Origin of the sequence: Nocardia sp. NPDC056952, assembly GCF_042674185.1 — a bacterium.
Classification (GTDB): Bacteria; Actinomycetota; Actinomycetes; order Mycobacteriales; family Mycobacteriaceae; genus Nocardia.
Map to the genome: position 1 here is coordinate 370,886 of NZ_JBHURA010000003.1, position 20,119 is coordinate 391,004.

At 67.2% G+C, this 20,119-nt stretch carries 14 protein-coding genes; 9 read left to right on the forward strand and 5 right to left on the reverse strand.

Features of this window, described 5'->3' with window-relative positions; translation table 11 throughout:
* Window positions 1-37: 37 nt before the first annotated feature.
* Window positions 38-649, reverse strand: a complete 612-nt coding sequence (locus tag ACFTS5_RS13345; protein WP_378630652.1) for a malonic semialdehyde reductase — start codon at window positions 647-649, stop codon at window positions 38-40.
* Window positions 650-772: 123 nt separating this feature from the next.
* Between ACFTS5_RS13345 and ACFTS5_RS13350 the strand changes: the two genes are divergently transcribed.
* Entirely contained in the window at window positions 773-1,444 is a 672-nt protein-coding gene (locus ACFTS5_RS13350) for a TetR/AcrR family transcriptional regulator (RefSeq protein WP_378630654.1), read from the forward strand.
* A gap of 495 nt (window positions 1,445-1,939) precedes the next feature.
* On the forward strand, window positions 1,940-3,076 hold the full coding sequence (locus tag ACFTS5_RS13355) for an acyl-CoA dehydrogenase family protein (RefSeq protein WP_378630655.1): 1,137 nt from the start codon (window positions 1,940-1,942) through the stop codon (window positions 3,074-3,076).
* Between the two features lie 77 nt (window positions 3,077-3,153).
* Here ACFTS5_RS13355 and ACFTS5_RS13360 read toward each other — a convergent pair whose 3' ends face one another.
* A complete protein-coding gene (locus tag ACFTS5_RS13360) occupies window positions 3,154-4,110 on the reverse strand; it encodes a helix-turn-helix domain-containing protein (protein WP_378630656.1) in 957 nt (318 codons plus the stop codon).
* A 672-nt stretch (window positions 4,111-4,782) separates the two neighbouring features.
* Between ACFTS5_RS13360 and ACFTS5_RS13365 the strand changes: the two genes are divergently transcribed.
* The 5 genes from ACFTS5_RS13365 to ACFTS5_RS13385 all read left to right on the forward strand — a co-directional run bounded on the left by ACFTS5_RS13365 (window position 4,783) and on the right by ACFTS5_RS13385 (window position 12,844).
* Window positions 4,783-5,535 carry a hypothetical protein gene (locus ACFTS5_RS13365; RefSeq protein WP_378630657.1) on the forward strand — a complete coding sequence of 251 codons (753 nt, stop codon included), beginning with the start codon at window positions 4,783-4,785 and terminating at the stop codon, window positions 5,533-5,535.
* Between the two features lie 1,136 nt (window positions 5,536-6,671).
* Window positions 6,672-8,093 carry a family 2B encapsulin nanocompartment shell protein gene (locus ACFTS5_RS13370; RefSeq protein WP_378630658.1) on the forward strand — a complete coding sequence of 474 codons (1,422 nt, stop codon included), beginning with the start codon at window positions 6,672-6,674 and terminating at the stop codon, window positions 8,091-8,093.
* Window positions 8,094-8,097: 4 nt separating this feature from the next.
* Complete coding sequence (locus tag ACFTS5_RS13375) at window positions 8,098-10,383, forward strand: germacradienol/geosmin synthase (RefSeq protein WP_378630659.1); 2,286 nt, start codon at window positions 8,098-8,100, stop codon at window positions 10,381-10,383.
* Window positions 10,380-11,771 carry a family 2B encapsulin nanocompartment shell protein gene (locus tag ACFTS5_RS13380; RefSeq protein WP_378630660.1) on the forward strand — a complete coding sequence of 464 codons (1,392 nt, stop codon included), beginning with the start codon at window positions 10,380-10,382 and terminating at the stop codon, window positions 11,769-11,771. The genes ACFTS5_RS13375 and ACFTS5_RS13380 overlap by 4 nt, the downstream gene beginning before the upstream one ends.
* Window positions 11,768-12,844 carry a family 2 encapsulin nanocompartment cargo protein polyprenyl transferase gene (locus tag ACFTS5_RS13385; protein WP_378630661.1) on the forward strand — a complete coding sequence of 359 codons (1,077 nt, stop codon included), beginning with the start codon at window positions 11,768-11,770 and terminating at the stop codon, window positions 12,842-12,844. The genes ACFTS5_RS13380 and ACFTS5_RS13385 overlap by 4 nt, the downstream gene beginning before the upstream one ends.
* 129 nt (window positions 12,845-12,973) lie before the next feature.
* Here ACFTS5_RS13385 and ACFTS5_RS13390 read toward each other — a convergent pair whose 3' ends face one another.
* Window positions 12,974-13,516: a hypothetical protein gene (locus ACFTS5_RS13390; protein WP_378630662.1), complete on the reverse strand. Its 543-nt coding sequence runs from the start codon at window positions 13,514-13,516 to the stop codon at window positions 12,974-12,976.
* Window positions 13,517-13,949: 433 nt separating this feature from the next.
* Between ACFTS5_RS13390 and ACFTS5_RS13395 the strand changes: the two genes are divergently transcribed.
* Window positions 13,950-14,462 (forward strand): hypothetical protein, encoded by a 513-nt coding sequence (locus ACFTS5_RS13395; protein WP_378630663.1) that lies wholly within the window; start codon window positions 13,950-13,952, stop codon window positions 14,460-14,462.
* 28 nt (window positions 14,463-14,490) lie between these two features.
* Here ACFTS5_RS13395 and ACFTS5_RS13400 read toward each other — a convergent pair whose 3' ends face one another.
* The gene (locus ACFTS5_RS13400) at window positions 14,491-16,311 is read right to left on the reverse strand and encodes an ABC transporter ATP-binding protein (RefSeq protein WP_378630664.1); all 1,821 of its coding nucleotides are present in this window, start codon (window positions 16,309-16,311) and stop codon (window positions 14,491-14,493) included.
* Between the two features lie 77 nt (window positions 16,312-16,388).
* On the opposite strand from ACFTS5_RS13400, the gene ACFTS5_RS13405 reads away from it, so the two are divergent.
* On the forward strand, window positions 16,389-16,793 hold the full coding sequence (locus tag ACFTS5_RS13405; RefSeq protein WP_378630665.1) for a MarR family winged helix-turn-helix transcriptional regulator: 405 nt from the start codon (window positions 16,389-16,391) through the stop codon (window positions 16,791-16,793).
* Window positions 16,794-16,806: 13 nt separating this feature from the next.
* On the opposite strand, the gene ACFTS5_RS13410 is transcribed toward ACFTS5_RS13405, so the two are convergent.
* Window positions 16,807-20,109 carry a protein kinase gene (locus tag ACFTS5_RS13410; protein WP_378630666.1) on the reverse strand — a complete coding sequence of 1,101 codons (3,303 nt, stop codon included), beginning with the start codon at window positions 20,107-20,109 and terminating at the stop codon, window positions 16,807-16,809.
* Window positions 20,110-20,119 lie beyond the last annotated feature (10 nt).

The window sequence follows — 20,119 nt, forward strand, 5'->3', positions numbered from 1 at the left end:
CCTAACCACTGATCAGACGTGCGGCGAACCGCGATGTTCAGGCAGTGCCGAAGACCTCGTCGTACTCCAGCCGGGGGAGGCGGCCCATCCAGGCGTCCGGGCCTGGCTTGCCGATGTTGATGACGCACAGCGGTGCGTGCCTGCCGTCGGGGAAGAACTCCCGGGCGATGGCGTCGGCGTCGAATCCGACCATCGGGCCTGCCGCGAGACCCGCGGCCCGGATTCCGATGATCAGGTACGCCACCTGCAACGCCGCGTTGAACGTGGCGGACTTCTCGCGCACCGCCGGGTCGGCGAAGACGTTCTGCGGGTTCTCCATGAAGGGAACCAGTTTGGGCAGCTCGTCGTGGAAATCGAGGTCGGCCCCGAGGACGACCGCGAGCGGCGCCTGCGCGGTCTTGTCCTTGTTGCGATCTGTCATGGCCTCGACCAGGCGCGACCTCGCCTGGTAGGAGCGCACGAGGACCCCGCGAAGGGGTTGCTGGTTCATGGAGGTCGGCCCGAATTTCACGAGTTCGTAGATGGCGCGGAACTGTTCGTCGGTCACCGGCTCGTCGGTGAAGGTGTTGGCCGTGCGGGCGGTGCGGAACAACAAGTCCTGCGCTTCCGCGTCCAGTGCCAGCTGCTCGGTCGATACCGTCGCCGCCATGAAAACCCTCCAGGGTGAGTTGATTAGACTAGTCGGTCCAGTCCAGTAAATAGTAGATAGACTGACTCGTCCACCCGTACTGTTGGTGACGCGGGTCACTCACCACGAAAGGCGCAGACGGACATGTCGACATCGGCCATACGCTCGAGTGGATCCGGTGGCCGCCCACACGGCGGCGACCCGGGTAAACGTCGAGCCATCCTCGATGCCGCGATCGATACGTTCCTGCGAGACGGCTACGAGCGGGCGACCCTCGACGTGATCGCCGAACGAGCCGGCGTGGCGAAACAAACCGCCTACAACCATTTCGGCGACAAACAAACCCTGTTCCTGGCCGCCGTGGATGACGAACGCAGCCGTGTCGCCGCGAATTTCGGCACAGACATCACCGGCACGGATCAGGCCGACGACCTCGATGCCACCACCGCTCTCGTCGAGATCGGCCACCTCGTCTTGCGCGTCCTGCTCGACGAGCGCGCCTCCGCGCTACGCCGCCTGGTCATCAGCGAGGTCGCCCGCATCCCGTCGCTGCGACCTGCCTGCGCGGACGGCGAACCGAAACAGCTCGTCACGCAGATCGCCGACCTGCTGCGCCGCCGCAGCGACCGCGGCGAGCTCGACGTCGACGATCCGTCGACCGCCGCCCGTCAGTTCGTCTCACTGCTCGTCCAGCAGGGCCTGCACGCCTCGATGTACGGCACGATCCCACTCCGTGCCGCCGACGCCGCAACGATCTGCACCGAGGCCGCCCACCTTGTCGTCCGCGCCTACCGGCCGGCCGCGGATCCGAACTGATAGTCGTGACTTTGTCGGGACGGCGGTCTCGGTTGTGCGGAATATGTAGGCAAAGGGCTTGTGTCGCTTGTCATTGAGCTGCGCAGGGGATTCGATCCTCGGATCGAACGTGGATGGGCGCGGCATCGATGTGCGCGAGGCTATAGCGCCTAAGATGGATCCTGCCCCGCGACGTGGCGGCGGCGCGTGGGTGCACGGGGAAGACTCGCCTCGGCCGGTTGATCGGTCGAGGCGAGTCGCATCGCTCGCTGATCGTTGAGAGATCGGAGGGGGATCCATCCGATCAGCGAGAACAGCATGACAGCGACCATTGCCGTTTGTCCGAGCAGCTGAGCTACAAGAATCCCATCGTGATGGCGCCGGCGCCGACGAAGCGTGTTGAGAGCGGACATGCTTTCGCCGCTTCTTCCAGCCCGGCGCGCTGCGTATCCTGGTCGGATGATCTCCGCAGTTGTCACCGCGGTGATCGAATTCCTGTCGAGCGGAGGGTAATTCGTGAGCAGCGCGCAGGTCGGGTCGTCGCGAGGGGTGGGCGAACAGGAGATTCTGGATCGGGTGGCCGAACTGGCGGTGGGGTTTGCCGCCGACGCGGCCGGCTATGACGAGCGGGCCGAGATTCCGGTCGCCGAGTTGACCGCGCTGCACGATGCCGGGGTTGATCGGGCGGTGTTGCCTCGGCGGCTGGGTGGGCTCGGACTGAGCTATCAGTCGTTCGGGGCAGTGGTGCGGATTCTGGCGAAGGCCGATCCGTCCATCGCGACGATCTGGATGATGCACGCTGGTGCGGGCGTGGCGTTGGCGGAGCTGACCGGCGATTCGGCGGGGTCGTTCTTCGCCGAGGAGTTCCTCGTGGGTAAACGGTTCGCCAACGCGTTGTCCGAGCCGGGCAGCGGCAACCGGTTTCTGCAACCACAGCAGGTGGCCGACCCCGTGGTGGGCGGCTGGTCGCTCACCGGCGCGAAACGGTTTGTCTCCGGAAGTGAGATCGCGGACTACCTGCTGGTGAACGCGCTGGTCTCGGGGGCGCCGACGTTCTTCGGGGTGATACCGGACGAGTCCGTATCGATCATCCCGATCTGGGACACCCTCGGTTTGCGCGCGACCCGCAGTCAACTGCTGGCCTTCGACAACACCGTGTTGCGCGCCGAATACCGTGGTCGAGCACCGGGACCCGGTGATTTCGCGGTGATTCCGGCCGGGTTGCCCGCCATCTCCCTCGGCATCGCCGACGCGGCGCTCGCCGCATTGGTCGCGCACGCCCGGTCGCGGATGATCCTGGGCAATCCGCTGGCCGAGCAACAGTGGGTGCAACACGAGGTCGCCGACGTGCAGGTTCGGCTCGCCGCCGCCCACGCCCTCTACGACCAGGGTCTGCGCGAGGCCGACAGCGCGAGCCCTGCCTTCTTCTCCACGCTGTCGCGGGCGAAGTATCTGGCGAACAAGGTGGCCGTGGACGTCGCCCAGTTGGGTGTGCGCGTGGGTGGAGCATCGGGTTATCTGCGTCAGTCGCCGATCCAGCGACACCTGCGCGACGCCGAGGCGGGGCAGCTCATGGCGTACTCGACCGAGGTGCTGGCCGGTGAGATCGGCCGGGAGGTGCTCGGCGCCGGTGCGCCGCCGCCGAGCAGTTGATCACCTCGGTCGAGATCGGTTGTCGTCCAATACTTCAGGTGCCACTGCTGTCGTCAGACGTGGGGCTACCGGAGTCACTATCCGGCCATGGCGTCCTTGCGCCGAGCGGCGCGGTAGGCGGCCGGCGTTACCCCGTACTTGGCGCGGAATGCTCGGGAGAGTTGATCGACCGTACGGAAACCGCAGCTGTCGGCAATGTCGCGCAGGCCACGGGTGTCATCGCTGAGCGCGCTCGCCGCGGCAGCCAGCCTGCGGGTGCGGATCAGCCGCCCCACGGACAGACCCTGGAGTTCGAACGCCCGGAACAGGGTCCGCCTGCTCACGTGCAGCCGGACCGCGACCGCATCGGGATTCACCGCCGGGTCCGCGAAATTCCGGTCGATGAAGTCGGCCGCGCGGCGACGCAGCACATCCTCGGTCGTCAGCTCCCTCGTCGCATCCGTGAGATCACGTTCGAGCAGCGCGACTATCGCCGCCCGGAACAAGATCTCGTCGATGCGCGCCACAATTCGCAGATGATCGGGACTTGTTGCGCCACAGGCGATATCACGGCCGAACATCAGCGCCGACACCGCCGCGCGCGAGAGCGGCCAGGACCAGCCGCCCGCCGCGGCCGCGTCCAGTCCCCACGCGGCCAGGGAATCGACCGGTAGGTAGAGGTACAGCACATCGGTGGCCGGAGCCTCGCAGCGCGCGAGTGTCGACCGGAACGGGCTGTCGAGGCACACCGCGAACGCCTCACCGGCCACTGCGGTCGACCGGTGGCCCCGTTGCTCGAGCGTGGCCCGCCCGGCCAGCACCAAACCCAGTTGCAGGTACTGGCTGTAGTGATCGTCGCCGACGCCGGCGCCGCGCTCGGCGGTGATGTCCGAGGATCGCAGCCGGGCGACCAGTACTGACCCGGTGCTCGAGGTCCACAGCGTGGCAGCGAAATCCTCCCGGGCGCGCAGGCGGCAGCCGAACGCCACCCGCTGCAAATCGCGCGTCCCGTGGAGGGCCACACCCTTGTCGGCGGCGGGGCCCGGTCGCTCCAAGGGGCACAAAGTTGCCGGTCGAATCAATTCGCTCGCCGATTGCCCCAATTCGAACAAAACGGACTTCTCCCGCGCTGGGACCCTCGGATAGGCCTCCGTTCGGTCGGAGCGCTGCTCGCCGCGCTCGGTTCGCCCTCCGGTTTCGATCCTGTGCGCGTCCGCCTCGCTGTGCATATTCCACCTCCGCGCTGGGGGTGCGCGGTCGCCGGAAACGGGTAGGACGCGGATCCGTCACCGGTTGCCTGCACCTGTCGACAATAAGAGTTGCTCTCGAAAGGCCAAGGATAACAGCGTAATTCGATGCAAAAGTACGGTCTGTCGGATCTCGGTGTCACCGCGTGGACGACACTCGCATTCCGTGCCAGGTTCGCCGGGATGTCGTGCCAGGACGGTCTGCGCGGGCCGGGCTCTGGACTGCCTCGAAGGCGGTTCCCGCCTGCCGATTTCGGTCATCCGGTGGCCACCGCGGGGGCACGTCGACGGTTTGCCTGGTTATTGCGGCACTCATGCCTGCGGCCTAACCTCGACACCGTTGGCCCCCTTGCTATTCCGCGTTCAACGGTCGCAGGATTCCTCATCGTGTCCTCCCTGTTCGGAGGTGGTCAAAGAATCAATCTTCAGTGATTTCCGGCGCATTCCTCGCCCACCTCGACGACAAAGGACTACTGAGACATGCTGTGGGAAGCACTGCTGTGGGTGATCGTCGCCGCAGGACTGGCCGGAACCGCCGCCTACCTGCTGCGCAGGCGCGGCAAGGGTCGCGACGGAGAGGCCACCAACGAGTCGGTGGGGCAGGTGTTCACGCTCGTCGGCGGACTGCAGGTGGTGCTCGCGTCGTTCCTGCTCATCGGCGTGCTCGACACCAACGCCGGCGCGGCGAAGGCGGCATCGGACGAAGCGGACCGGCTGCTCGCGCTCCAGTGGGCGGGCGACGCATTGTCGGAACCTGCCCGCAGCACTGTCACCAGGGCTGTTCACGCCTATACCGGTCAGGTGATCGAGGTCGAATGGCCCGCCATGAGCTCCGGTGGGAGCGTCGACGACAGGGCGTGGAACCAGTTGTCGGCGGTGCGCACCAGCATCGCGGCCAGTCCCGCCACCGACGAATGGCAACGTTCGCGTCAGATCGCGGCAGCCGATCGGCTGTGGGAGGTCTACGAGGCAAGGCAAGCCAGGATCGAGGCCGCGGGCAGCGCGCTGTCGCCGATGATGTGGCTGGCGCTGGCACTCGGCGCGATTCTGTCGGTGGGTTTGTCACTGCTGTTCTCGGGCACCAGCGCGCGCATTCACGTCGTCGTGGTGGCCAGCTTCGCGGCGGTGGTGACGTTCATGATCTTCACCATCTTCGAGCTACAGAACCCCTACGGCCGAGCGGCTGCTGTCGCACCGACGGCCTTCGATGCCGTGCTGGTGCAGCTGAGGTGAAAAAGACTGTGCGGAGAGGGATCTGGGCTGCCGCACTGGCGGGGGTGGGCCTGTTCGCGCCCGGCTCGGTCGGTGCGGTTCCAGGTCCGGTATCACCGTCGATCGAGCCACCGAGCGTCGTCGTACCGCGAAACACGCCGCGAATCGGGACGTTGACCACGGCTCCACCGGAACCCGTGGAGACGCCACGCGTACCGCCGCCTCTCGCGACGACCGGGCAGCTTCCTCGGTCGGTGCCGCGGTACGAGGAACCGGAGGTCACCCGGCGGCCGTTCGTGGAACCCGGGCTCCCCGGTCAGGGCGACCGGCCCGATCTACCGGAGACGACCACGCCGAGAAGGCCGTTCGAGAAGCCGGCTGTTCCTCCGTTCGAGCGGCCGAGTGTGCCAGTGCCGGCACCGCCTCTCGGTGGTCTGGAATTGCCCGCTCCGGCCCGCCCGTTCGATGGACCGGAAGCGGCGGTTCCGGAGGCCCCGCGTCCGCTCCCGTTGCCTGCTCCGGCTCCTCCGCCGTTCCCGCTACCTGCTCCCGCGCCGCCGAAGCCGCTGCCTGTACCACCGCCACCGCCCTCGGTCCCGGCCCCGCAGCCGACAGTGCCGCCTGTTCCTGAACCGGCACCTCCACCAGAACCTCCTCCGCCACCGCCGAGCGTGTCGGTCAGCCCCCCAGCCCCGATTCCGTCACCCGTGGAACCGCCGCCGAGTCCACCCGTCCCGGTCCCCACGCCGGTGCGGTTTGTCTCGCCGCCCGAGAAGGAACCGGAGGCGGTGGTTGCCCAGCCCATGGCGGTCGAACAGCGACGCTGGGCGCTCACCGCCCTGCTGCTGGTCGTCGGAAGCGCGGGTGCGGGGAGGGCGGCGATGAGGCGCTCATGAGTCTCTGATGTAGACATCCAGCGTCCTCGTGGCAAGGCCACGAGGGCTGATCGAACCTGGCTGCGGGCACGTGCGCGAATCGTAAGGAAGATTTGAATTCACTTCGCGCACAACAGATTTCGATTCATTTTGCTCCGTAGATCGCGCACGATCCGCTACAGTCGCTTCTGCCACAATCGATAGCCGGTGGATAACTGATTCGTTCGCTCCCCGTGGTGTGTCATCTCGTTTCTCCCATGTCTCTCGAAGCAGGAAGAACTCATGACTGAACTGGCTGAACCATTCTCTGGAACCATCGCCGCCGCCCAGCTGAGCCTCAGCACCGTCGCCGCGCGAAACCTCGCAACCACCACCAAATCCGTGCCGCAGATGCAAGGCATCACCTCGCGGTGGCTGCTGAAACTGCTGCCCTGGGTGCAGGCCGACGGTGGTGTGTACCGCGTCAACCGCCGACTCACCTATACCGTCGGCGACGGCCTGATCACCTGCTACGACACCGCGGGCCAGGCGCGGGTGCTCGCACCCGACCTGCGTGAACTGCGCTACCTGCGTGACTACTCCGACGATGCTGCCCTGCAGACGGTGGCGGACTCCTTCGTAGAACGCCGGTACGCGCCCGGCGACATCATCGCCGAAGCCGGTCGACCGGCCGAAGAGCTGGTGGTGCTCGCCCACGGCAAGGCCGACAAGCTCGGCACCGGCGCCTATGGGGAGTCGACCGTTCTCGAGATCATGACCGACGGCCGGTTCATCGGTGAACGGATCCTCGGTGCCGATGCGCAGCCATGGGACTTCACCGTCAAGGCGGTGACCGCGTGTACCTGCCTGGTCCTCACCGACCGCGCTCTGGCCGAGGTCAGCGCACGGATCGAAGGATTGCGCGAGCACGTGCGGGCGGCCCAGCTCGACGACGCCGTCGCCGATGAGCGGGCCAACCCCTACGGCGAGAGTTCGATCGAGCTCGCCTCCGGTCACGAGGGCGAACCGCAGTTGCAGGGCACCTTCGTCGACTACGACCTGTCCCCGCGCGAATACGAGTTGAGCATCGCCCAGACCGTGCTGCGGGTCCACAGCCGCGTCGCCGACCTCTACAACAAGCCGATGGACCAGATCGAACAGCAGCTGCGGCTGACCATCGAAGCCCTGCGCGAGCGCCAGGAAGACGAGATGGTCAACAACCGCGACTTCGGACTGCTGCACAACGCCGCACCGCAGCAGCGGATCAGTACTCGCACCGGGGCTCCGACACCGGACGACATGGACGAATTGCTCGCCCTGGTCTGGAAGGAACCCGCGTTCTTCCTGGCCAATCCGAAGGCCATCGCCGCCTTCGGCGCCGAATGCAGCCGCCGCGGCATCTATCCGACGAGCACCGAGCTGAACGGACATCGGGTGCCCTCGTGGCGCGGGGTACCGATCCTGCCGTGCAACAAGATCGGCACCTCGGCCGGCCGCACCACCTCGATCATGCTGATGCGCACCGGTGAATCGTCACAGGGCGTGATCGGCCTGCGCCAGACCGGAATTCCCGACGAGTACGAGCCCGGACTGAACGTGCGCTTCATGGGCATCGACGACAAAGCGATCATCTCCTACCTGGTCAGCACCTACTACTCGGGTGCGGTGCTGGTGCCCGATGCCCTCGCGATCCTCGAGAACGTGCAGCTCGGCGCCGAGGGCTGACATCGTGCAGCCCTTCGAGCTGCCCGAGTTCTACGTCGCTCATCCCGCGCGGCTGAACGCGCACGTGGAACAAGCACGGGCACATACCAAACAGTGGGCCTACGAGATGGGAATGCTCGGCGACACCGTCGGCGGCGACGTGGTGTGGGACGAGGCGAGCTTCGACGGCATGGACTACGCCGGCCTGTGCGCCTACACCCATCCGGAAGCCGGCGCACCGGTGCTCGACACCGTCACCGACTGGTACACCTGGGTCTTCTATTTCGACGACCACTTTCTCGACGCGTTCAAACGCACCGGTGACATGGACGGTGCACGGCGGTATCTCGACCGTCTGGCCACCTTCATGCCGCCCGACGGTGCCGCGATGCCCGAACCGACCAATCCCGACGAACGCGGTCTCGCCGACCTCTGGACCCGGACGGTGCCGTCGATGTCGGAATGCTGGCGCGAACGGTTCCGCGAAAGCACCCGGAACCTGCTGCTCGACTGTGTCTGGGAAATAGGCAATATCAATACCGCCCGGATTCCCAATCCCATCGACTACATCGAGATGCGTCGCAGGGTCGGCGGCGCACCGTGGTCGGCTGATCTGGTGGAGTACGCCCGTGGCGTCGAGATTCCCGAAGCCATCGTCGGCACCCGGCCGATGCGCGTGCTCAAGGACACGTTCTCCGACGCGGTCCACTTACGCAACGACATCTTCTCGTATCAGCGCGAGACCGAGGAAGAAGGCGAGGTGAACAACGGAGTCCTGGTGGTAGAGCGGTTCTTCGACTGTTCGCCACAGCAGGCCGCCGATATCGTCAACGACCAGCTCACCTCACGGATCCACCAGTTCGAGAACACCGTGCTCACCGAGCTGCCCCTGCTGTTCGACGAGCACGGGCTGGACCCGGTGCAGTGCGCGGCGGCGCTGTCGTACGCGCACGGTCTGCAGGACTGGCAGTCGGGTGGCCACGAATGGCACCTGCGGTCCAATCGGTACATGAACGGCTCCGCCGCGACGGGGCCGATGTCGTTCGGTCCCGCGGGAATCGGCACCGAACTGGCCAGACCCGGGTTCTGGATGGGTCTCGCCGGGCCGGGCGGCGTGCGCAGCCACACCCGGACTCCGTTGCGCCGCACCGGGCAATTGCCGCTGCCGGACTTCGACGTACCGTTCGAGTTGAGTCTGTCACCGCACCTGCCCGTGGCGCGCTCGGCCAGCATCGACTGGGCGCAACAGGTCGGATTCCACGATCCGCTGCCCGAGCTCGGTGGCCGGCAGTTGTGGACTCGCGACGATACAACCGGATTCGATTTCGCGCTGTGCTCAGCCGGTTTGGACCCCGACGCCGATGTCGACGTGCTCACGCTGTCGGCCGAATGGCTCACCTGGGGGACCTGGGGCGACGACTATTTTCCCACCGTCTTCCCGCCCACCCAGGGTGCCGCCGCGATGGCCGGCGCGAAAGCCTGCAACGCCAGGCTGTCGACGTTCATGCCGCTGGACTTGAAACCTGCTGACGCACCGATCAACCCGCTGGAACGGTCGTTGGTGGACCTGTGGTCGCGGACGGCGGGGCCGATGTCGCCGGCGGCTCGGCGCACCTTCCGGCAAGCGGTGGAGTCCATGACCGAAAGCTGGTTGTGGGAGCTGGCCAACCACATCCAGCATCGCGTCCCCGACCCGGTCGACTACCTGGAGATGCGCCGTCGCACGTTCGGCTCGGATCTGACGATCGCACTGTCGAAGATCGCCCGCGGCGGCCTGATCCCCGATGCGGTGTTCGAGTCCACCACCATGCGCGGCATCGAACACGCCGCGCAGGACTACGGCTGTTTGATCAACGACTTCTACTCCTATCAAAAAGAAATCGAATACGAATCCGAGCTGCACAACGCGATCCTGGTGGTCGAGTCGTTCTTCGATTGCGACCGCGACGTCGCCGCTACGGTCGTCGACGACCTGATGCGGGCCAGAATGCGACAGTTCCAGCGACTCGTCGACGACGAATTGCCCGTCCTGTTCGAACATCACCGACTCGACGACGCCGCTCGCGCGGCGCTGACCAGCTATATCGACGAACTGCGTGATTGGATCGCGGGCATCCTGCACTGGCATCGCGACACCAGCCGCTACCGCCCCGAGAACTTGCGCTACCCGGTCGGCCATCAACCGCGAACCGCCGCCCGGCCGGTCCACACGTGGGGACCTTCGGGCATCGGCACCGCCGCCGCCCGGGTTCGACCCCGAGTCGGATCCGTCGCCACCCATGCCACCTCGACGGGAAGGACCTCCTTGTGACCAGCACCGCCCAGAACCCACCGACAGCGCTCGGTGTCGCCGCCGCCCGCACACTGTCGACCACCACCAAATCTGTTCCGCAGATGCAGGGGATCACGCCCCGCTGGCTGCTGCGCATGCTGCCCTGGGTCGAGGTCGACGGCGGAACCTACCGGGTCAACCGGCGCCTGACCTACACCGTCGGGGACGGCTACGTCACCTGCACGCTGGCCAACGGCCGATACCAGGTGGTCCCCGCCGAACTGCGCGAATTGCGAGCGCTGCGCGATTTCGACGACGACGACACGTTGCGCGAGATCGCCCACCTGTTCACGCAGCAGGAGTTCGCGGCGGGGGAGACGATCTGCGAGTTCGGCAACGAAATCGACGCGGCCTATGTGCTCGCCCACGGCCGGGTCGTGCTCACCGGCCCCGGTGACTACGGTCAGCAGGTACAGCTCGACGTGCTCGACGACGGCAGCCACCTCGGTGCCTCCACACTCCTTGGCGGGCAGGCCATTTGGGAATACACGGCGACCGCGAACACCGCCTGTACGGTTCTGGCGTTGCCGCGCGCCGTATTCGACGCCCTGTGCGCCCGTGAACCCCGCCTCGCCGCTCATGTCGCCGGCCTCGGGGCCGCGGTCGCCGCCGAACGAAGCGGTGCCGACAAATACGGTCAGGCGGCGATCGGACTGCTGTCGGGCCAGCAGGGTGAGCCGACGCTGCCCGGGACCTACGTCGACTACGACCAGCAACCACGCGAACTCGAGCTCAGCATCGCGCAACTGCTGCTGCGCGTGCACACGCGGGTCACCGACCTCTACAACAAGCCGATGAACCAGCTCGACCAGCAGCTGCGCCTGTCGATCGCGGCGTTGCGGGAACGTCAGGAACGCGACCTGCTGACCCACCACGACTACGGTCTGCTGAACAACGTCGATCCGGGTCAGCGGTTGTGCTCGGCCACCGGCCGCCCGACACCCGAGGACCTCGATCGCTTGCTGGCCCGCCGTCGCAAGACCGCGTTCTTCCTCGCCCACCCCCGCGTCATCGCCCAGTTCGGCCACGAATGCACAGCCCAGGGCATCTACCCCGATCACACCGAAATCGAGGGAAGACGGGTGCACGCGTGGCGTAACGTGCCGCTGCTGCCCTCGGACAAGATCCCGATATCACCGAGCGGAACCAGCACCATCTTGGCGATGCGGATCGGTGAATCGGATGACGGGGTGATCGGCCTGCGCCAGACCGGTCTGCCCGACGAAGTCGAGCCGGGCGTCAACGTCCGCTTCACCGGCATCGACGACCGCGCCATCGCCTCCTACCTGATCAGCGCCAATCATGCTGCGGCAGTGCTCGTTCCGGACGCACTCGGCGCGCTGACCGAAGTGCAGGTGAATCGATGAGCACCCCGCATGTCGCGACCACGCCGATCCCGGTGCCCACACCCGCTGTTGCGCACAGCTCGCGCACGGCCGCCGACGTCCTCGATCAATGTCGGGAGACCTGCGCGGCCACCCTGCATGCCACCGTGCAGATGATGCCTGCCACGGTCCGCACGATCGTGGGCTACCACTTCGGCTGGTGGGACAAGACCGGGCGGCCGGAACGTCACGACGGCGGCAAGGCCATTCGCCCTGCCCTCGTTCTCTCGGCCGCGCGGCTGACCGGCGGCGACGTGGGAGAAGCCGTCCGCGCTGCCGTCGCGGTCGAACTGGTGCACAACTTCTCGTTGCTGCACGACGACGTGATGGACCGGGACACCACCCGACGGCACCGGCCGACAGCGTGGACCGCGTTCGGGATCGGGCCTGCCATCCTCGCCGGCGACGCGCTGGTGGCCCAGGCGTATTCCCTGCTCGCCGCGGAGCCGGACACACCGATCGTCGAAGCGACGAATCTGATGAGCCGCTCGGTGCTGCACCTCGTCGAGGGTCAGTGCGCGGACCTGGGATTCGAGCGGCGCACCGATGTCGAGCTCGACGAGTGCTTCACCATGGTCGATCAGAAGACCGGGGCGCTGTTCGGGTGTTCGGCCGCACTCGGTGGCCTGTTCGGAAACGCGGACTCCGGTGAGCTGTTGCGGCTGCAAGAGTTCGGCAGGCGCTTGGGCCGTGCCTTCCAGCACACCGACGACCTGCTCGGCATCTGGGGCGACCCCCACGTCACCGGCAAATCGGTGTTCTCCGACCTGCGGAGCCGCAAGAAGTCGTTGCCGGTGGTGTTCGCGCTGCGCTCGAACACCCCGGAAGCGGGCGCGCTCGCCGAGCTCTACCTCCGTGAAAAGCCGCTCGACGACGCCGAATTGGTCCGTGCCGCCGAGTTGGTCGAAGCCGCCGGCGGGCGGGAATGGAGTCGGCTGCAGGCCAGGCAACTGTACGAGGAAGCCATGTCGACGATCAGCGAGGTCGGGGCTAACGCCGAAGCCCTGGCCGACCTGGACCTGCTCGCGGCACTGGCCGCAAACCGAGACTGCTGACGCCGAGCGCTTCTCATGCCACCGCCCGATCGCGGCCACGGTTCCGATCGGGCCGTGGCCGGTCGGGCGGAGGCTGGGGCGGCATTCCACGGCGGAGTAGCCGCGCCCTCTGGATCTGTCGGGTAGATTTCAGGCTTCACCGTAGAGCTGACGGAAGTCGTCGAGGGTGCCTGTGTAGTACTCATGGTCGTCGACGAGCTTTGCCCGGGTGATCCCGTCGGGCTGCTCGCGCGCGAACTGTTCGCCGAGCTCGGACCAGAATGCTCTCTCCGGCAGTCTGTCCGCGCCCTCGGGCAAGAATTTCATCGCTTCACCGACCGCCTCGGCCGCGAACTGCCAATTCAGCTCAACAGACGCGCGGTCCTGACCGGGCCGGGCGGAGTAGGCCATGTCCGCCTCGAGTGCGCGGCGCGCAAAAGTTTGGGAAATCATGATCCACTGGCCGGCGTCGATGAGCTGAGAAACGCCGAGGCCGTACACGACCCCCAGTCTCCGGCTGACGTCCTCGGACTGGTAGCGCACGGCAACATCACCGAGCTGCGAGTGGACCGTCCACGCTTCCGTTCCTTCGGTCAGCGAGGTTTCGGGTGGGCCGTGCCGGGCCGCATCGGATGCGGCGACAAGGCTCAGGTAGGCGGTCGCCTCGGCCAGCGTCCTCGCTGTCAGCATCACGTCGCTCCCGTACCGGGCAGCCGTCACCCCGCTGGACGGCCAAGTCTTTCACCCCTCGGCCATGCCAGTCATCGGCAGCACCTGCCATTCGAAGATGTTGGTACACGACTATTTTGACACCAAATCCGCCAGACCCGGGGCGGATTGCACGGCTGACGCCCGCTTCTTGCTGAGGCTCAGAGGTCTTCCGCGAGATCTTCTTCGTCGACGGGTCGAGTCAGCAGCTACTCGATGAAGGTCCCTGTGGCGGGGCTGAATTCGCGTTCCACGTTCCAGCCACACTAATTCCGCACATTCTCACCGCGGAACCGCCACGCGGGCGGGATACGTTGTCGTCGTGCTCCTGGCGAAGTCCCCTCCTGCGGTTGCGCCCACATGCGCCGCATTCCTGATGTTGACGGCGATCATGATCAGCTTGCATCGGGGTTGGGTGATGACGGAATTGTGGCTGCTGGCGCTACCCGTGCTCGGGATGGCGTGGTTGACAGTGATCGCGCTGTTCGCGGTCGCGATGGCCCGTGCCCGCAAGCAGACACAGCGATGGCCGCTGGCGATCACCGCCGCGATGGCCGTGGTGGGCATCGGAGCACCAGTTCTGTTCGTCGGCTGTCCCGAGGTCGGGGCGCGGACCCGATTCTGGCTCGAGCGACCGGCGTTCACAGCGGTGGCAGCACTGGAGACTCCGGACGACGGCGGCTACTACGGCAGTCCCTTGCCGGGACACCTGTGTTTTGTGTCGGCGAATTGCAAAGTGGCGACTATCACTACGGTCGGGGGACCTCCGGTGCGGTTCGTACCCGATTACCTGGGAATCCCCGACGGCGCCGTCGGTTACGCGCACTTCACCGAATCGCCTGGTCCCGAACCGTATGACGGTTTCGGCGATCCGATCTGTCCGACAATCGAACTGGGCGGTGGGTGGTGGTGGCTCGGCGGTTGTCCGTAGATCGACGGCCTCGACCTCGGTAGGCCGATCAGGCCGCCACGACGTCGGCGGCGCCGTTGAGCCGGGCGTAGCGTCCGCCGCCGTCGACGAGGGTCCGGTGGTCGCCGAGCTCGGCGACCCGGCCATGGTGGAGGACCGCGATCTGGTCGGCATCGCGGATGGTGCTGAGCCGGTGCGCGATGGTGATGACCGTGCGGCCCTGGGCGACGATGTCGATGGCGGCTTGTACCGCACGCTCGGTCTCGTTGTCGAGGGCGCTGGTCGCCTCGTCGAGCACCAGCACGCGCGGGTCGCGCAACAGGGTGCGGGCGAGGGCGATGCGTTGCTTCTCACCGCCGGAGAACCGATGACCGCGCGACCCGACCACCGTGTCGTAGCCTTGGGGCAGCGAGGCGATCAGCTCGTGGATCTGGGCGGCACGGGCCGCGCGCTCGATCTCCGCATCGGTCGCACCCGGCTTGGCATAGCGAAGGTTCTCACGAATGGTCGTGTGCAGCAGGTACGACTCCTGAGACACCACGCCGACGATGCGAGCGAGGGTGCCGAGCTCCAGATCGCGGACGTCGACGCCGTCGATAGTTACCCGGCCGCCGGTCGCGTCGTGCAGTCGCGCGACGAGCGAGGCGAGGGTGGTCTTGCCGGAACCGGTCTCGCCGACCAGCGCGAGCGTCGATCCAGGAGGCACGACGAGCGAGACGCCATCGAGCACGTCGGGGCCCGCGGGGTCGTAGCGGAAGCTGACATCGTCGAACCGGACTTCGCCCACGACATCGCGCGGGTCGAGGTCGACCGGCTGGGTGGGTTCATCGATCTCGACCGGAAGGTCGAGATAGCCGAAGATCCGGCTGAACAACGCCATCGAGCTGGTGACTTCGACACCCACATTGAGCAGAGCCATCAGCGGCCTGAACAACCCCGCCTGCAACGTGGTGAAGGCGACCAGCGTGCCGATCGTCATGCCGCTGCTGGTCGCCGGCAGACCGGCGGCGAGGTACAGCAGCGCCGGGATGGCCGCGAAGAGGATGCTCATGGTGGCCATCCGCCAGCGGCCCGCGAGCTGTGAGCGCACTTCGAGGCCGACCAGATCGTGTGAGGTCTTCTCGAACTGGGCCGACGCGAGAGGGCCGGTGCCGAGGGTCTTGCCCAGTTGCACGCCGCTCACCGAAAGTCCCTCCTCGACCTGGCCGTGCAGCTCGGCGAGGTGACGTTGGCGCTGGGCGGTGATGTCGCGGCGCAGCAGCGCTACGCGCCGGGTCAGCCAGATCGCCGGCGGCAGCACCACCAGCGACAGCAGCGACAACCGCCACGACAGCACGGCCATCGCGACGGCGGTGCCGACCACGGTGGTGACGTTGCTCGCGATGGAGGTCGCGGTACTGGTGACCACGGACTGCATGCCGCCGACATCGTTGATCAGGCGCGACTGGACCTCACCGCCACGGGTGCGGGTGAAGAACGCCAGCGACTGCCGCTGCAGATGGCGGAACACGTCGGCACGCAGGACATGCATGACCTGCTGCCCGACCGTGGTGGAGATGAGTGTCTGGCCCACGCCGAGCACGGCGGTGAGCACGGTGACGGCGAGCATGCCGCCCACTGCCCAGAGCAGGAGCGGGACGTCCTGGTGGGGGAGCGCGTCATCGATCACCAGTCGCAGCAGGAACGGCGAGGCGAGGCCGATCGTCGAACCCGCCACGATCAGGACGGTCAGCAGGGTGAGCTGAAGCCGGTACGGCGCGAAGAGCGCGGCGATGCGGCGCAGGGACACGGGGGACTCGCGCAGTTGTGCGCGGTCGGCCGGGTCGGGTCGGCGGGTGCGGCCGCCTCCGGCGGAGACTTTCACTTCCATATGCAACCCCCTTGGGTTGTGCTTATGCTGAGGTTACCTCACTATCTGGTAGGGAAAACAAAGCGAGAGGCGGGTTTATGCCCGACAACGAGAGCGACCTCCTGATGCAGGTGGCCAGGACGCTCCGTCGGCGCTGGTCGGCGGCGTACGCGCCGATGGGGCTGACGCCACACCAGGCCCGCGCGCTTCGCGTGGCAGGTGAGCACGAGGGGCTCCGGCTGTCGGCCATCGCGGACGCGTTGCGGATCAGCGCCCGGTCGGCCACGGAGGTGGTGGACGCGCTCGAGGAGGCCGGCCTGGTCACACGGCGACCCGACCCGACAGACCGTCGCGCGATTCTCGTTGCGGTGACCACGCTGGGCAAGCGGACACTCGCCACCCTGACTGCCGCCCGGACAAAGGACGCCGACGACTTCTTCGGACGACTCACCGACCACGAGCGCGCTTCGTTACGGGACATCCTCGGCAAGCTCGTCCGCTGAGGTACGGAACCCTCTAGGTCGCCATCTCGTCGGCGGGCAGGCGGACCAGGCCGAGGCGATCGCATCGCCGGATCAGTGGTGTGAGGATCCGGTCGGCCTCGGCCTCGCGGTCGGCCCGGCGCAGGGCGCTGCCGAGCAGGAACCCGGCGCGCAATGCGGCCAGCGGCCTGCGCCGCGTGTCTATCCCGGCGACCAAGTTCTCGGCGCGCTCGATCGCCTCCCTGAGCCGATCCGTCGTCAGCAACAACCGGATCGCGGAGTCCTCATCGGATTCATCGATGGCCGTGGCGATTCCCTCGTCGCGTCGAATCGTGCGCGCGCTCATCACCGCGGCTGACACGGTGGGGTCGAGTTCGACACCCAGACGCACCCTTTCGTTGCGAATTCGGGCGGCCAGGCGTGGTAGGTCCAGGCGTTCGGCGAGGGACATGCCCTCGTCGAGGAGTTCCAGGGCGCCGTCGCGGTCGCCGCGCAGTGCGCGTACCCGCGCCCCGGTCGCGTAGGTGGCCAGCATGAAGTCCACGCCGCCACCGCCCTCGGCGGACAGTTCCCTGCTCTGCTCGAGTAGATCGGCTGCGGTCTCGAGATCGCCTGTCTCATAGGACAATTCGCCGAGCTGCGCGCAGGCGAGGCGAGTTGCGTGGGCGCCGGCGCCCATGGTCGTGCGTGCGGTATCGAGCGCGGTCGTGAACAGGTCCTCCGCGCCGGGTATGTCGAGCTGTTCGCGGGCAGCCACACCCGCGAAACACCGCCCGTACACCGACAGGAACGGGCCGGTCGCCTCGTGGTACGGCGCCGCCCAGAGCTGCCATCGGCGCGCCTCGTCGAAGTCGAAGCGCTGGATCGCCGCGAAGGTGGCGATATTGGCCGCCACCCCGGGAATGCGCGGGGAGAAGTCGTCGGGTCGGGCCAGCGCGTCACCGATCAGGCCGTCCAGCTCCGATATCCGGTCGGCGAACATCTCTCGGACACTGATCGCGACATCGGCTTCCGCGCGCAGATCGGTGCGTTCGGGTTCGGTGGGTGGAGCCGCGGCCAGCGCGGTCTCGAAGCGGGTGAGGGAGGACGCGGTGGCCGCGGGTCTACGCAGCACCAGATTGATCCAGACGTCGAACAGCTGGATACGGGGTCTGGTCCGGCATACCCAGCTGGGTAGCTTCACCAGAATGCCTTGCAGCATCACCATTCTCGACCGCTCCAGCAGGTAGCCCGCACTCTGCTCGACCAGATCCGCCGCCCGTTCGGGGTCGTGGGCGGCGAGTGCGTGTTCGACCGCGTCGTTGAGCAGGTGATGGTGGGCGAACCAGTCGGCGGCCCGCAGCCGCAGCCCGGTGATCTCGGTCGGGCGGTCCTGGGCCAGTCTGCGGCACAGGTATCCGGCGAACAACTGGTGGTAGCGGTACCAGTCGTGGGCGGGACCGGTGGGAAGCAGGAACAAGCCGCGGTCGGCGATGTCGGCGAGCAGGGCAGCGGCGTCGGCGCGACCGGTCAGTGCGGTGGCCAGTCCGCCGCAGATCCGCTCGCAGATCGAGGTCGTCATGAGAAATTCGAGGGTGTCCGGATCCAGTGCGCCGAGAACGTTCTCAGCCAGGAACGCGCCGATGTCGGGGTGCGCGGCGAGGCTGTCGAGCAGATGCGCCGGGTCTTCGCCCGCGCGTAGCGACAGAACCGTCAGCTGCAGCGCCGCGACCCAGCCGTCGGTGGCGCGGGCCAGCGCGGACACCTCGTCGGTGCTCAGGTGTACACCGCCGGCTTCGGCGAGGAACGCGTGTACCTCATCGGCGTTGAAACGTAGTGTGGTGGCGTCGATTTCGGCGAGTTCGCCGTGGATGCGCAGCCTGCTCAACGGCAGGTCGAGTCGCTCGGTGCTCGTGACGACGAGGGGCAGATGGTGACAGCCGTGCTCGATCAGGAACCGGACCGCGGCTACCGAGGCGGAGGCGGTGACCCGTTGCCAGTCGTCGAGTACCAGTGTCACCCGCCGGTCGTCGGCGTGTAAGCCGTCGACGAGTGCGGTGAGCACGGCGCGGGTCGGGTCTTCGGGGTCGGCTTCCAGTAGCCGGTCGAGGTCGTCGGAGAGAGCGGGAACCGTGGGTCTGATCGCCTCGGCGAGGTGGGTGAGGAACCAGGCGACATTGTTGTCGTCCTCGTCGACGGTCAGCCACGCCACCGCGGCGCCGTGCTCGACCAGCTCGTCGTGCCACTGGGCAGCCACGGTCGTCTTGCCGAATCCACTGGGCGCGTGGATGGCGGTGAGCCGGGTGCCTTCGGTAGTGCGCAGGTGCTCGAGCAGGCGCTTTCTGGCGAGGGTCGCGCGCGCCGGGGTCGGCGGGCGATACTTCGTCGCGGGTGTGGGTGGTGCGGTGGTGCGTTCGCGGGCCCGTGACCCCGGGGCGATCGGCACCGCGACCGGTCGCTGGGTATCGGGGACCCGCAGGACATCGACCGGGCTGCCGGTACTGCGCTGGGCCGCAACCAGTTCCGCACCGAGGGCGGCGGCGCTGTCCGGACGGTCGGCGGGATCGGTTGCCATCGCGTGCTCGATGACGGCTCTGACCTCGTCGGGCACATCGTGGTCTGTGAGACCGGGCCCCGGCTGCGCGGAGACCCGCAGGAACTGCGACAACACCTGCTCGCCGACGCGCCGCTCGTAGGCGACATGGCCGGTGAGGGCGCAGAACAGGGTTGCGCCCAGGCCGTACACGTCGGCGGCGGCCGTGGCTTGCGCGCCGCGCAGGACTTCCGGCGCGGCGAAAGCGGGGGAGCCGGTGACGATCCCGGTGGTCGTATGGAATCCGCCTTGGATCCGGGCGATCCCGAAATCGGTGAGTTCGGGCTCGTTGTAGTCGCTGAGCAGGATGTTGGACGGTTTCACGTCACGATGCAGGATGCCGGCCCGGTGCGCGGTCTCGAGCGCGCCCGCCATCTTCACGCCCAAGCGCAGCGTTGCCGCCCAATCCAGCGGGCCGACGGCGTGGATGCGTTGTTCCAACGAGCCACGCGCGTGATAAGGCATCACCAGGTAGGGGTGCCCGCCGTGGGTGGTGCCTGCTTGGAAGACCGCGACGATATGTGGGTGTCCGGACAGGCGGCCCATCGCCTGCTGTTCGCGCACGAAGCGTTGCAGTCCGTCGGGGTCGAGCTCGGCGGTCAGTACCTTCACCGCGACGACACGGTCCAGATCGGGCTGAGCGCAGCGGTAGACCACGCCGAATCCGCCGCGCCCGATCTCCTCGGCGTCCTCGAAGCCCTCGGCGGTCAATTCCGCGGCGATCCCTGTCGCCGAGCTGCGCTGCGTCGGCATGTTGTCGGCCATTCAGGCTCGA

Bases quoted from the DNA above. Each gene is read 5' to 3' on its own strand.
- ACFTS5_RS13345 (WP_378630652.1), bottom strand. From the start codon at position 649: ATGGCGGCGACGGTATCGACCGAGCAGCTGGCACTGGACGCGGAAGCG.
- ACFTS5_RS13350 (WP_378630654.1), top strand. From the start codon at position 773: ATGTCGACATCGGCCATACGCTCGAGTGGATCCGGTGGCCGCCCACAC.
- ACFTS5_RS13365 (WP_378630657.1), top strand. From the start codon at position 4,783: ATGCTGTGGGAAGCACTGCTGTGGGTGATCGTCGCCGCAGGACTGGCC.
- ACFTS5_RS13370 (WP_378630658.1), top strand. From the start codon at position 6,672: ATGACTGAACTGGCTGAACCATTCTCTGGAACCATCGCCGCCGCCCAG.
- ACFTS5_RS13385 (WP_378630661.1), top strand. From the start codon at position 11,768: ATGAGCACCCCGCATGTCGCGACCACGCCGATCCCGGTGCCCACACCC.
- ACFTS5_RS13395 (WP_378630663.1), top strand. From the start codon at position 13,950: ATGACGGAATTGTGGCTGCTGGCGCTACCCGTGCTCGGGATGGCGTGG.
- ACFTS5_RS13400 (WP_378630664.1), bottom strand. From the start codon at position 16,311: ATGGAAGTGAAAGTCTCCGCCGGAGGCGGCCGCACCCGCCGACCCGAC.
- ACFTS5_RS13405 (WP_378630665.1), top strand. From the start codon at position 16,389: ATGCCCGACAACGAGAGCGACCTCCTGATGCAGGTGGCCAGGACGCTC.
- ACFTS5_RS13410 (WP_378630666.1), bottom strand. From the start codon at position 20,109: ATGGCCGACAACATGCCGACGCAGCGCAGCTCGGCGACAGGGATCGCC.